The following is a 13,376-nucleotide window of genomic DNA, read 5'->3' on the forward strand; positions in this document are numbered from 1 at the left end:
AGCCTATATGGAGACATTTAAACAACGATTACCGTTATTTACTACTATCGGTTTAATTAGCGGATTCATTCTTTCGTTTGGATTCGGTTTAGTAAACTACATCAAGTTACTCTACTATGCATTTGAACCACCGTCTTATCCTATAGAAATTACATATGTACCGCTTATTTTAATGTTCTTCTCTTTGCTACTAGGAGAATTTAGCTTTAGGTTTTATAGTCGTATTCCAGCTTTGCATGTAGAGAATGGTAAATTAATAATTTTGATTGCTTCTCATATTGCGGTTGATATTCAATTTTTATGGTTTGCAACTGCTCCGATCCATGCAAAGGTTATTCCTTATCTTACCGATAAATCAAAACATCTTAATTTTGGTGAGTATGAAGCCTTAGGTCATGTCTTAACAGGCAATTTTCACACACTCACTATGATTTTTGTATTTTTACCAACAGTATTTATGATTTTGTTTACACTTTGGTATAGTGGGCATATTGTTCGTTACCGAGAAGAGATATTACAGTGGGTACAAAAATACGAATATAAAAATCACAAATTACAAAAATGGTTTAATAGCCAAGAAGAACAAATATATCCTGATGTAGAAATTGGACCGCATATTGAACATAAAGAAATGGTCCGAATTAAAGGGAAAGATAGAACGTTAAATGGAATTATTATTGGGCCAATTGGTTCTGGTAAAACATCAAGTTTAATTATTCCTATGATAAATCAAGATTTACACTGGATGGTGCGTTTCATAAATAAGTTTGAAACTGCTTATAAAAAGAATGATTATGATACAGAAGAAGTAAAAGGAACATTTTTAAATGGTGTCACTGTTATTGAACCCAGTAATGATTTATGTCAAAAAGTATTTAAATTGGTACAAGCACATAAGATCCCAGCAAGCTCAGTTTATTACATTGATCCAACTAATCCCGATACCAAGAATATAAACATTCTGCGGGGACCAGTTGATAAAGTTGCAGAGGTTTTCGCAATGGTTATTCAAGGTTTGTCTGAATCTAATAATGCATTCTTTGAACAAGCGCAACGTAACCACCTTAAACAACATATCTATTTATTAAAGCTTCACAATCCACAAAAAGATGTCACCTTCGATGATTTAATTGAGATGTACGACGATGTAGAACGTGTTCACCGTATGCATAAACTATTAAAGGTACAGGTCGAAAAGTTATATGATTTTGTTCAAAGTGGAGCTGCTTCACGTGACCAAAAAAATGAATATAAAATTATAAAAGGTATTGACGAGTGGTTTGATAATACCATTCGTGAAAAAATGGATTTTCAAGGTGAACCAGCCGTTTATAAATCAGGAAAATACCGCGGACAACCAATGCATTATGACAGAGAAGAAGAATATGTAAAAGGTTTACGCAACATATTAAAAGATTTGGCGTCAAACGTCTTAATACGACGTGTTTTATTTGGAAAATCCGATTTTGATTTCGATGTCCATTTAGAGCAGGGTGGCATTCTACTTGTTAACACTGCAAAAGGGGAATTAGCAGACCTTTCTAACGTATTGGGAAAATTTGTATTATTAAGTATGCAGAATGCGGTATTCCGTAGAGAACCAAACGTCTCACCTTACCATCACATAATTGTCGATGAGTTCCCGGATTATGTTGTGCGGCCGTTTAAAGAATTCCCTGCACAATCTCGTAAATATAAAGTGATTTTAACAATCGCTAGCCAAACGCTATCACAATTAGCTCTCGACTTCACAGAACAATACATGTTTACTTTATTAGGTTCATTCCGTAACAAAATGATATTTGGAGATGTAACACCATATGATGCAAAAATTTTCTCTGACATGTTTGGTGAGAAAGAGGAATTTAAAGAGGCAGAATCCGAACAGGGCATTTCCCCTATGCAAGAGAATCCAGTTAGTCGACTAGGATCAACTTATCAAAAAACGAAAGAAGTTGTTATGTCACCAGGAGATATCATGGCACAAGGTGCATTCATCTGTGCTGCTCGTATCGTACAAGATAATCATGTGCAACCTGTACAACAAATCACAAGTAACTTTGTACCAAAAGAAGAATTCGCCCAAGCGATCATTCAAGTAGATACAAAAACAGGGGAATATTGGGAAAATGAGCGTCTTCGTCTTATTAATGAATCTATAGAAAAAGCTAATCCTATGAAGCATGTGGATGCAGAAAACATGAAGAAAATACAACCATTACCATCTATCCAAGAAGGTGAGATTGAACAGAATAACTCCATGGAAACAAACAGGGAGCATCAACACATTGTATCATTGGAGGATTATAAGGGACACAAGTCTCAAAATGAAACCTTACCAAATGATCCCGCAGCAATGAGCCAGCAGGAAAATGTTGATGATGAAGTTGAAAATAAGTTGTATGAAGATATTAAAGAATTTATTATCGAATCACAACAAGTCTCGCCATCTCTTCTGCAAAGAAAATTCAAGATTAGCTATATGAAATCTATGCAATATATTGAGAAGTTAGAACAAAATCTAGTTGTAAGTTCATACACAGGGGATGGACCTCGTAAAGTATTAATTTCAAATAATAGTAGTATGCCAGAAACAACAAGTGTTACTACTACCCATTCACCTGATAATACTATTCCACAGGAAGTAGCAATTCCAATTGAAGGCGAAGGAATCGAACAAGAGGAAACTAGCTCCTTTAAGGATATTCTATACGACGATATTTTAAGTTTTGTGAAGGAATCGGAAAGTATCTCTGTATCTGTACTACAAGACACATTTAAAATTAGTTATACACGTGCATCGAGATTAATAGATGCCCTACAACGAAATGGTGAACTGCCTGTTATAGCAGAAGAAACACATGTAGAAAGTATAAGCTCTGAAATAAAAGAACCGGCCGTGAAAGAAGATATTAAAGAAACCATAGATATAGCATTACCTCCTATGGAAGAATGCTATGAAATAAACATGGAGGTAGCAGAACTAAACAAAGAATTATCTATTACTATGTTAGAGCAAGATTGGAATAAAGATTCCATTATTCATTCCGTGATTCCTGTTGAGACCGAACCATTGTTTGAAGAATTCCCATCTGATGGACTTCCCGTTACAATGATAGGAACTGCAGAAACAAGTATAGAATCTACTTCACTTCCCGTTACAATAACAGAGCTAGAAGAAACACATGTAGAAATCAACACGGTTCCAATTGAAGAAACGCTTAATCATATCGAAGAAAACAAGCTAGATGAAGATGTAGCAAAAGTTTACGAATCTATTAGTATTACGGTACAAGAAAACTTAGAAAAAAATAGAGAAGAGCATTCGAAAAATGATGAGAAGCAACCAGAATATAAACCTATGAGTTATAAAGAACGCCAAGAGCACTTAAAATCTCATCAAAAAAATAAGAATAATACTACGCAGTCGCTGCTTAATAAAAATGAGAAACCAAAGCCCAGAACATCGAACGTAATGAGTAAGGAATTGAATAATTTCTTTGATTAATAGTTTGTAAATCTTAAATTAAATCTAGTATTGGTATAGCCAGCATTTCGGAAAAAACCACGCTAAGCCAAAAATAAAATAAGCTGCCCATATAGGCAGCTTATTTACATAATTCTCGATATAGGAAGTTCTATTTTAGTAAACTCATAGCAACTACAATACATCCAACTATAAATAATTCTTTTTTAAATATGTATTTTTATCTTTACTTAGGATATGCTATAGTCTTTTCCTTAAAAATGTTTCCATAATATCTCTCTTAAATCTTTCATAATTGAACTGAAAAGCGATATTATGTGTTTTATAACCTGGATTTGTCACAAAACGAAAGTCTGCGATACTTTGACCAAATCCTTCTCCTTGATCGGGAATTACTTTGATGGGCACTTTTGACAGACGAACTGCATCTGGATTCAACAAATACCATATTGTTACAAAATCATGCATAGGGCTTCCTCCTATGCCAGGATTCGATTTAGAGTAGAAATTATAGTAGTAGTCTAACATAGGTTTGATGATGAGTCCTGCAAGGTCTTGTGTATTCCGGTGAAATGCATCAATTTGTTGAACCATTTCAGGTGTAACAATCGCGTGTTGGGTGACGTTTAATGGAATAATTGTCAAATTCTTCGCATGCTGCAGAATTAAGTTTGCTGCATAAGGGTCTGCGTAAAAGTTAGCTTCAGCCACAGCAGTCACGTTTCCGGGGTAAAAAAAGGCTCCACCCATGCAAATGTATTCTTTCACATTCCGCATTGCTTCTAAATTCAAAATAAATGACGTAGCCAATGAGGAAAGTCTTCCCAAATTGATAATTGTAAGATCGTCTAAATTTGAGTTTATAATTTTGTAAATATCATTCATGGGATAAATTGGATAAGGGATTTCAGGTGGAATGATAGGTCCTAGTCCTACTTTTCCATGTACTTCAGGAAAATATTGAACCAATATACCTGTTAAAGGTACAGAAGCACCGAGAAATACGGGTATCTCTTTTCTTCCCGAAATATACTTCAAATAGTTAATATTTTTTATAGCATTCTCTCTCGATACATTTCCATAATCAGCTACAATCCCCACAAGTTGGATATCATTACGAAAAAAGGTGTACAGAATAGCAAACGCATCATCAATTCCCAAATCTGTAAACAAGAGAACTTTTTTGGGCATATATTTTCCTCCAAAAGCCATAAAATTTTATTTTTACTAAGGATGTAATGAATAGGCTTGTACTATATTTGATATATATTTTATATATTCTTTATATATTCTTCAATAGTACATTCTGTTCATCTATAACTTTAGATATCTTATATGTGTTTGCATCTAAAAAAGTATTTTTGTTTTGTATATTGTATACAAGTACAGTTAACATAACGCATCATTATTGGTAGAGAGGAAAAAAGCGGGCCCTTACTCTCACAGGGAGTCCGCTTTTTTTTGTTCTATGGATCTATTCAATTTTTTATACATTCCTATCTTGGCGCGGTTTTAGGGTTCTCGTTTGTTACTGAATTACTCGAAAAATTGTATAAAATTATGCATACTCTTAGCGTGTTTTTTCCGAAATACTAGCGGTCCCCCTAGTAAGGCTGCATTCTAGATTTTGATTTAACCTATAGCAAACTTATGATTTTAAAATTATTCTTGCATTTGAGTAGAAATACCATTATATTTGTATTAACAACTATATAAATAAACCATAATTTACGTGAAGGACACACCTTACGTACCATCCCAACGGTACAGGTGTGTCCTTTTTTACGTTCTAGGAGGAAAATATAATGGCAGAAGATAAGACAAACACTCAAACTGTAGAAGAACTTGGAATGGCTTTTGAAGCAGAGAACCTACAAGGTGACACAGTGCTAGAAACAAACTTTAATCAATTTGAGCGAGTACGTGATCATGAACTAGAGGAATTAGCCCGTATGAAACGTGAGCGTACTGTAGGAAAAGGCTTGATTACAGTCGTATCTGAAAAGCTATTCCCAACTAAAAACGGAAAGTCTGAGCGTATACAAGTACTTACAATGCAAATTGGTACTCATACAACAGCATATTGCCCAATTACAGAGGCAGGAATAAATGTTCCTAAAAATCCTCAATGGCTAGTGGGTAGAACAAAGCCTGTTATCATTGAACACTTCCAGAAAACAGAAGAAGGAAACTTTGCTGTTGTATCTATCACAGCAGGGGAATTGGCACTTCAAAAAAGATTATATGAAGAAGTGACAGCGCAAGAGGGCAACAAGGTATACACAGGAACCGTTTCAGGACATATCCCATCTGCACAAACGGTCTTAGTTGAAGTGCATGGTGTAACAATAGGTGTAAGGTACTCACACTGGTCCTATACATTCGTTCGTCCGGAGGATATTGTCATTGGTGATGTTGTAGAACTTATCATCGATAAAGTAGGAGAAAAGAATGGCCGTTATGAATTTAGAGGAAATAAAAAGAAACTAGAAACAGATCCAATTGAAAAGTTGTTAGAACTAAAGAAACGCCGTGACCGATTTGTAGGTAAAATTGTAGGGGTAGACGCTATTGCGGGTATTTTCGTAGAGGTTGCTCCAGGAATTCAGTTTAAAGGACTTAAGAGCCGTAATCTGGCCAATCCAACTGTAGAAGATGCGAAAAATCAAACGATTGTTACATGTGAGCTGCTTAATATCGACGCCAAAAATAGAAAAGGTACAGTGCGTATCCTAAATTATCCGCAGGGACAAAGTAAAAAAACTAATTCGTCAATTTTCCAATTTTAATGGATGACTATGCGTACAATAGAGAAACAATTGCCTACTTATGTCCCTTCTATTCCTCATTTATCAAGTGAGGATGTACAGGGACTTAAAATATATCGAATACATGAACTAGATAAAACCTATGTATTCCATTCTTTTGACGAATTGGTTAAGTTTAAGCAGCGTTTAACAGAAGAACAGTATGCCGTACTCGCTTTCATTGGTGTTCATACATCTGTTCGATTTAATCATTTGTTATATTTATTTAAGGATAAATATTCACGTAAGAAAATAAATGATGCACTTCAAGGATTACTTTACTACCGTCTAATTGAAAAATGGCAAGTGGAGAGTTTTGATATGGAGATCTTTGAAGAAACATATACGTTATCCGACAATGGTTACAAATTTTTAAAATACTGGCAAGGAAATATGTTCTTCTTTGCTCCAGAACGAATTGATAATCACGGTAAATACGTTCACCTACGTTATTGGCACGATATAGATTTAATCTGCCATCTGCGTTATGCTCCATCGTTTTTAGGTCATATTATGCATCCATCTATTAGTAAAGGGGTTTTTACCCCTCCTTTAAGTTTTGCAGTGCAAGGCGGAGTAAATCACATATTTAATTTCGTTGTATACTCCACTCTACTAACAGATAAAAAAGATCGTTTAAAACGAATTATTGCTCGATGGAAAGATTTCGTAGAATCAGGAAAAGATGTTATTATGCAAGATTTAGGAAACAACCCTACAGTGTTAGTTATATATGTTTCTACTGAAAATCAAGCAAAGCAAATAAATAATGAACTATTACTCGACCTGCTCCCTGGTAAAGTATTGTTATGTATAGGAGAAACCTTACATATACAAGGTTTACAACATGCTTTTTACCAGCCCCTTGCAGAAGGGGAGATTAAACAATTAAATACAAAGCTATTCGCAACAAACTAAGCCACCCTTACAAGCTATTGAATTATTTTAAAGGGTGGCTTGTTTGTTATATAAAAAGCGTAGAATAATTAAAAATAATTTAAGAAAACTAATTATCCTGTATCTCCCTCTATACAAATTACGGATTTTACGAAATAATATTCTTTGACACCTTTATGCAGAAAAACAATATATACAAATATAAACATTCGTGTAAAGGAATATATTTGAAAGGAGTAACAAATTGCTACGTATACAACGAGGGTACATGTATGATCCAGATGATAATGAGGTCATTGTGAACGAAATTTTCTACAACGCTGCATCCGAACAAAAGTTAGGAAGCAAAATGGGGGTGTTTGCTGCAGACAAACTCCCTACTTCTATTTTTAAAAAAGTTCAAGAAAACGAAAGTATGTCTTATATGGAAAGTATGGAAGTAGAAGAACAAACCATTCCAGAAATACTATGTCATTTAGACCAAAATCAAAAACCAGAAAAACTTTATTTTGAAATGCAGTACATGATGTAACAACAAGAACTGAAATAAGAGGGGATTTATAAACGTTGAAACAGGGGCATTATTATATGATACATAAAACAACTATATATAAATTCCCTTCTTATTTTTGTTCCCTTAAAACAATTTAATATGATATAAAAATAGATTAATATATAACTATATTTATTGTTTAATTGATTCCGTTTATTCCCACACCTTTTTTGTGTTGTGGTTGAGTTGTAGAAGCAAGTTGCGTCTTGTTTCATTTGTGAAAGGGCTTCTTTGAGCCGATTAGTGTATATATAGCTTATTTTGCTATACACATTTTTAATCGACTTAAAGAAGCCCTTTTTGTGTTGTCTTTAAGTTTGGAAATACTTGTATTAGACCATTTAGGCTAAACGAATAACAAGAGTGATTAAAGCACAATTTTAAGGTGCTTTTTTCTATTTGGAGAGGGGAACTATTAATGAAATTTTATGAGGTTAGTTACGGGGAAAATCAAACTATAGTACTTATTGCAGCCAACAGTGCATATGAAGCTGTAGGATTTTATTTAATAGAAGTGCAAAATGACTATCCTGATGTAGAGAACGTTAAAATTCAATTATTACATTTGCATGAGCGAGTAAAGGTAGATTATGGGCATATAGCAATCTATGACACCGTAGAAGAAATTTATCATCGTCAAAAGATTGTAGATTTCCCATGTGTTATAGCAAATTTACTACCACAAATTTAATAAAGTAGGTGTATATTATGAATGTTGAAAAAGAATTAAGAGAGATTTTATTTTGTAAACAACTTATGAGGGATATGTTCTCTTTGTCAATTGAGAGAATTGAATATTTAGGAAAAGGGACAGTCTATATGTATTTTGCAGTAGTTTCAGAGCATGCACCGAATGTTTTTTATCGTATAGATAAAGATCTTGATACATTCAGGTTTGAAAAAGGCTCCTGGGTCTATGCAATTACACTGTAAAAAAGCAAATTTAGAAAATGTCGAATATTAAAAGCGGTAAGAAATTACAACCAAATCCAGGGCTTTATCATATCCTACTTTTGTTAAGAATTTCTGAACTCTCCGTTTTTAAGAACAATTTATAAAAGAGACATAGTACAGTAGTTATAGAATGGAATGCAACTATAGAAAATATGGGATTTATATATAGGTAAGGTACTTGTTGCAATGCTAAAAGCACAAGGAATAAGAAAATGTAAACCTGAGAGGAGCACTACAATATGATTACAGTTAACCGAGGATATATGTATGATCCAGATGATAATGAGGTCTTAATTACCGAAATTTATTATGAAGCTGCTACAGATACTAAATTAGGAAGTAAAATGGATAGCTTATCTTATTCAGCCATTCCTAATGAGATTAAAGAAAAAATAGAAGCAGCTGCTTCATTATCCTATATGGAAAGCATTGAGATGCCTCAGCCATTAGCTGTCGTATATCAAAATGAAATTAGCATGTATGGAAAACCAGAAAAATTATACTTTGAGTTAACTAGTATATAAGAGGGAAAAAGACATTGGACGTATTTGTTCAATGTCTTTTTTATTAATTTATAGAGGAGAATATAAAATGAATAATGTAACTGAAATAGAAACAAGTCTTTGGACAATTTGTGTAGGGGATATTTTTAGTAATGGTCGTATGCCGTACCATCTAAAAGTTGTAAAAATTGAAGTAGAAGATATGATGAAACCAGACGATGCGAAGATATATAGTATACCTGTTCACCCTAAAAATCATAGAAGACGTATGAAAATAATGGATGTATCAGAACATATTTCTTATCGAGCTTGGTATTATAATGAATTTTGGAGCAAATAATATACTATGGATGAAAGAGTGATACGGTTGTTTCACTCTTTTTTACTTGCATTAAAAATAAAGATAGTTTAATATACAGATATATTTATTGTTTAATTGATTCCGTTTATTCCCACACCTTTTTTTGTGTTGTGGTTGAGTTGTAGAAGCAAGTTGCGTCTTGTTTCATTTATGAAAGGGCTTCTTTGAGCCGATTAGTGTATATATAGCTTATTTTGCTATACACATTTTTAATCGACTTGAAGAAGCCCTTTTTGTGTTGTCTTCAAGTTTGGAGTTATTGTATAGCCAGCACTTTAGGCAATTATTTTATTAATTAGGGGGAAACATCATGAATTTAGTCATGGAAAAATCACAAAGGAAATTACAAAATGATGCTCATTTACATGACATTATTAAAGAAATTAAAGAACTAGCTAATCCTTTATGGATCAGTTCTGTATCAATGTTGCAAGCGCACAATCAAAACTTCAATACGAAAGCTACGACATTTAAGGATATTACCATTTCTGATTTAAGAGATTTGAAAGTAAGTTTAAGTCTCATTTATGCAGCAAGGAATATCAGTTGTAAAAGTATAGAGGATTTGAATAAGCATCTATCCATTCAATCAGGGAAAGATATTACTTCCTATGAGGATTGGTTGCTTCATGAAAACAGAGGAATTATATGTGAAATGATTGATGAATTTCGAAAGAAAGAGTGGAAACACCCAGATTCGAAATAACAAGTAATACAGGAGGATTATTATGACAAATATAATGGAAAGTTTACAAGCTGAATTTCCTGTCGAACAATTAGGATGGAAAATTATAAATACATTTGAAAGCCACGGTCGTTTTTTTGCGTTTGTAGCTCCATTTGTTGACGCACGTGCCATTCAGGACCGATTCGATGAAGTCTTTGGTATTGATAACTGGCAGGTATCGTATGAAAAATGGGGTGAGAAAGCAACGAAATGTACCATATCAGTGTTTTTGAATGAACGTTGGATATCAAAAGAGGATGGAAGTGAAGAATCTGACTATAGTTCTGTAAAAGGTGGCTTTTCAAATAGTTTAAAAAGAGCTGCTGTGCTTTGGGGCGTAGGAAGATACCTTGTGTGAACTGTTCTCGCACAAAAAGTTGTGGAAACACACTATATAAAAGCGAGGGAACTATAAAATGTTCTAACTGCATGTTTGACTATCAAGACTCGGAAGTAAGTCTTGCAAGAACATCGTAAACTCTTGAAAAGGTCTAATACTACGGATAGCAATAATAGAGAACCCTATCATTGTTATGAGCCCGTTGAAGGCGGTGAAAATCGAACCTAAATTCCTCAGGGAACATGGTAAGAAAAGTAATCGGGACGCCATAAAATAGCTATGGATAGAATGAATCATAGATTCTGGCGAATCACTGAATGTACGTGTCGATACTATCCGTTCCTTAGAAATATGGAGGAGGTAAAACCATACCTTTTCAGTTGTGGAAATGATAATAAGGTATATCAAATCTGCGGATAGGGACTATACCCTATTCATCTAATGAATCAAATTACGATTAGTTCATTAGTAACTGACGGCATAAAGGTGAGTCCTAAGGCTATATGTAAGGCTAAAACATGTGGAACAGTTGAAGTTGGTGAGAACGTCATACGATGGTTAATTATCGGTTCGTGGATATAAGGTATTACACATACAATACTGAAGTTCCTTAACACCAATGGCAGTAGGGTCATAGTACCAAAGAAGGTTATGTAATATAACTAGAGGGAAGGGCCCAAGTCTAATAATCATGCAAAGGCAAAATTATTCTAGGAATGTGTAACAGTAACCGACTAAACCTTAGAGCAAAATCTCAGCAAAAGAGGTGATGCAATTTGGTGCGAAAACTAGAAAATACTCTTGAATCAGAAACAGAATTAAAGAGAACATTAGACAAGCTGTACTCAAAAACAAAAGAGCATATGGAAAAAAAGACGAGAATCAAACACACATCTCTCCTTGAAATTGCGATGTCAAAACCTAATATTGTCACTGCGATACACTCGCTAAAAAGCAATAAAGGCTCCATGACTCCAGGGGTAGACGGAAAAACAATCCAAGACTACCTCAGACTATCCGAAGAAAAACTTATCGAGTTAATTCGTGGTAGACTCACAAATTTCAAGGCGCACCTAATAAAACGTGTGTTTATTCCAAAGGCTAATGGCGGACAACGACCTCTCGGTATTCCAACCATAGAAGACCGGATAATTCAACAAATGATGAAGCAAGTCTTAGAGCCTGTACTCGAAGCACAATTCTTCAAATACAGCTTTGGGTTTCGACCAGAAAGAACTACCTATCATGCGTTGGAAAGAGTAAAAGTCCTTGTTCATAACACTGGGTATCACTGGATCGTAGAAGGTGATATTCGTCAATTCTTCGACAAAGTAAACCATAGGATTCTTATAAAAAAACTATGGAGCATGGGAATCAAAGATAGACGAATATTGTGCCTAATAACGGAATTCCTCAAAGCTGGAATCTTCAAAAATATCATTAGAAATGACAATGGTACACCCCAAGGTGGCATATTAAGCCCCCTCTTAGCAAATGTATACTTACATTCCTTCGACAAATGGGTTGCCAAGCAATTTGAAGAATTTACAACCAGACATGAGTATTCGAAACACGATCATAAATTACGAGGTTTAAAATCTTCTAACCTTAAGCCAGGCTATCTAATCAGATATGCTGATGACTGGGTTCTAGTCACTAATAACAAATCCCATGCTTATAGATGGAAGACTGTTATCAAGAATTTTCTTCAGAAAGAACTTAAACTTGAACTATCCGAAGAGAAAACAAGAATAACCAACATCAGGCATAAGCCAATAGAATTTCTTGGCTTCAAATACAAGGTAGTCTTAAAAGGTGTAAAAGGAAAAAAAGAAGAAGGATAAAAAGACAAGATATATCAGCCAAATAACTCCTTCTGATAAGAAGATTAAAAGAAAAGTAAAAGAACTCAGAGCCACACTCACTTCTCTCGGCAAAAGATTAAGCCACGATAAACTGAGTAATGCACAGCTAATCTTAGCCTATAACTCAAAGGTTAGAGGATTAATAAATTATTATTCATATGCCACCGAATCTCCCATAATGGATAGAGAAGGTTATAAGTTAAGAAAAAAGACTTTTAATCTTCTATCTAGGCGTGGTGGGGTCTTACATCCTATCAACAAGTGTATTAACCTTGCGGACAAATACCCTAAACGGACACAAAAGACTTTAGCTATTAAAACCGAAGTTGGCTACATTGGCATTATGCATTTAAACCTAACCAAGATGAACGAAAACCTATATAAACAAAAGGTTCAAAATGAAACTCCATACTCTCCTTCGGGACGTAAATTAATCGAGCGAAGAAAGGGAACAAAGGAGTTCAGTGTCAGACTAGATGAAATTACAAGCCTCTCTCTCCTTGAGAAAGTCAGGAAAAAACTTGTGAATTCACCCCGATACAATTTTGAGTACTTTATGAATAGAGGATATGCGTTCAACAGAGATAGAGGAAAATGTAGAATTACAGGAGTCCCACTTGGGAAGCACAACCTGCATGTTCATCACATTAATCCTAATCTCCCGTTAGAAGAAGTCAATAAGCTGCCAAATCTAGCCTGTGTAGATAAGGAAATTCACAAGGCAATACACAATGAAGTTGATATGAGCAGCATCTTGAATAATAAGGAAATTAATAAACTGAAACGATTCAGGAACAAAATTCATGCTATTTGATTATTAGATGGAGCGCCGTATGAGGTGAAAGTCTCACGTACGGTGTGGACCGGGGGAAAAGCCACTCT

The 13,376-nt window shown here is 34.4% G+C and carries 12 protein-coding genes and 1 pseudogene; 12 read left to right on the forward strand and 1 reads right to left on the reverse strand.

The window, feature by feature from the left end; all coding sequences use genetic code 11:
* The first annotated feature begins 7 nt into the window (after window positions 1-7).
* Entirely contained in the window at window positions 8-3,508 is a 3,501-nt protein-coding gene (locus tag J0835_RS27560) for a DNA translocase FtsK (protein ID WP_046199614.1), read from the forward strand.
* A gap of 219 nt (window positions 3,509-3,727) precedes the next feature.
* Here the strand turns inward: J0835_RS27560 and J0835_RS27565 are convergent, their stop codons facing one another.
* Window positions 3,728-4,678, reverse strand: a complete 951-nt coding sequence (locus J0835_RS27565) for a nucleoside hydrolase (RefSeq protein WP_046199663.1) — start codon at window positions 4,676-4,678, stop codon at window positions 3,728-3,730.
* Between the two features lie 614 nt (window positions 4,679-5,292).
* Here J0835_RS27565 and J0835_RS27570 point away from each other — a divergent pair.
* From J0835_RS27570 to J0835_RS27620, 11 genes and pseudogenes are all read left to right on the forward strand, one after another.
* A complete protein-coding gene (locus J0835_RS27570) occupies window positions 5,293-6,276 on the forward strand; it encodes a hypothetical protein (protein WP_000796698.1) in 984 nt (327 codons plus the stop codon).
* Window positions 6,277-6,285: 9 nt separating this feature from the next.
* The gene (locus tag J0835_RS27575; protein WP_001259098.1) at window positions 6,286-7,212 is read left to right on the forward strand and encodes a hypothetical protein; all 927 of its coding nucleotides are present in this window, start codon (window positions 6,286-6,288) and stop codon (window positions 7,210-7,212) included.
* Window positions 7,213-7,459: 247 nt separating this feature from the next.
* Window positions 7,460-7,723 carry a hypothetical protein gene (locus J0835_RS27580; RefSeq protein WP_012477839.1) on the forward strand — a complete coding sequence of 88 codons (264 nt, stop codon included), beginning with the start codon at window positions 7,460-7,462 and terminating at the stop codon, window positions 7,721-7,723.
* 439 nt (window positions 7,724-8,162) lie between these two features.
* Window positions 8,163-8,435, forward strand: a complete 273-nt coding sequence (locus tag J0835_RS27585) for a hypothetical protein (RefSeq protein WP_046199368.1) — start codon at window positions 8,163-8,165, stop codon at window positions 8,433-8,435.
* A gap of 17 nt (window positions 8,436-8,452) precedes the next feature.
* Window positions 8,453-8,677, forward strand: a complete 225-nt coding sequence (locus tag J0835_RS27590) for a hypothetical protein (protein ID WP_046199367.1) — start codon at window positions 8,453-8,455, stop codon at window positions 8,675-8,677.
* A gap of 260 nt (window positions 8,678-8,937) precedes the next feature.
* On the forward strand, window positions 8,938-9,222 hold the full coding sequence (locus J0835_RS27595; protein WP_000633810.1) for a hypothetical protein: 285 nt from the start codon (window positions 8,938-8,940) through the stop codon (window positions 9,220-9,222).
* 67 nt (window positions 9,223-9,289) lie between these two features.
* Window positions 9,290-9,541: a hypothetical protein gene (locus tag J0835_RS27600; RefSeq protein WP_001067122.1), complete on the forward strand. Its 252-nt coding sequence runs from the start codon at window positions 9,290-9,292 to the stop codon at window positions 9,539-9,541.
* Window positions 9,542-9,872: 331 nt separating this feature from the next.
* Entirely contained in the window at window positions 9,873-10,268 is a 396-nt protein-coding gene (locus J0835_RS27605; RefSeq protein ID WP_001055069.1) for a hypothetical protein, read from the forward strand.
* 22 nt (window positions 10,269-10,290) lie between these two features.
* Window positions 10,291-10,641 (forward strand): annotated as a pseudogene (locus tag J0835_RS27610) (Rad52/Rad22 family DNA repair protein); the annotation flags it as partial.
* A gap of 767 nt (window positions 10,642-11,408) precedes the next feature.
* A complete protein-coding gene (locus tag J0835_RS27615) occupies window positions 11,409-12,473 on the forward strand; it encodes a reverse transcriptase domain-containing protein (protein WP_259653077.1) in 1,065 nt (354 codons plus the stop codon).
* A 199-nt stretch (window positions 12,474-12,672) separates the two neighbouring features.
* The gene (locus J0835_RS27620; RefSeq protein ID WP_002073838.1) at window positions 12,673-13,308 is read left to right on the forward strand and encodes an HNH endonuclease; all 636 of its coding nucleotides are present in this window, start codon (window positions 12,673-12,675) and stop codon (window positions 13,306-13,308) included.
* The last annotated feature ends 68 nt before the right edge of the window (window positions 13,309-13,376 follow it).

Origin of the sequence: Bacillus cereus group sp. Sample62 (assembly GCF_036851315.1) — a bacterium.
GTDB lineage: Bacteria > Bacillota > Bacilli > Bacillales > Bacillaceae_G > Bacillus_A > Bacillus_A wiedmannii.

Excerpts from the sequence above, each read along its gene's own strand:
- J0835_RS27565 (WP_046199663.1), bottom strand. The coding sequence starts at position 4,678 with ATGCCCAAAAAAGTTCTCTTGTTTACAGATTTGGGAATTGATGATGCG.
- J0835_RS27600 (WP_001067122.1), top strand. The coding sequence starts at position 9,290 with ATGAATAATGTAACTGAAATAGAAACAAGTCTTTGGACAATTTGTGTA.
- J0835_RS27560 (WP_046199614.1), top strand. The coding sequence starts at position 8 with ATGGAGACATTTAAACAACGATTACCGTTATTTACTACTATCGGTTTA.
- J0835_RS27570 (WP_000796698.1), top strand. The coding sequence starts at position 5,293 with ATGGCAGAAGATAAGACAAACACTCAAACTGTAGAAGAACTTGGAATG.
- J0835_RS27620 (WP_002073838.1), top strand. The coding sequence starts at position 12,673 with ATGGATAGAGAAGGTTATAAGTTAAGAAAAAAGACTTTTAATCTTCTA.
- J0835_RS27585 (WP_046199368.1), top strand. The coding sequence starts at position 8,163 with ATGAAATTTTATGAGGTTAGTTACGGGGAAAATCAAACTATAGTACTT.
- J0835_RS27605 (WP_001055069.1), top strand. The coding sequence starts at position 9,873 with ATGAATTTAGTCATGGAAAAATCACAAAGGAAATTACAAAATGATGCT.
- J0835_RS27590 (WP_046199367.1), top strand. The coding sequence starts at position 8,453 with ATGAATGTTGAAAAAGAATTAAGAGAGATTTTATTTTGTAAACAACTT.
- J0835_RS27580 (WP_012477839.1), top strand. The coding sequence starts at position 7,460 with ATGTATGATCCAGATGATAATGAGGTCATTGTGAACGAAATTTTCTAC.
- J0835_RS27595 (WP_000633810.1), top strand. The coding sequence starts at position 8,938 with ATGATTACAGTTAACCGAGGATATATGTATGATCCAGATGATAATGAG.
- J0835_RS27575 (WP_001259098.1), top strand. The coding sequence starts at position 6,286 with ATGCGTACAATAGAGAAACAATTGCCTACTTATGTCCCTTCTATTCCT.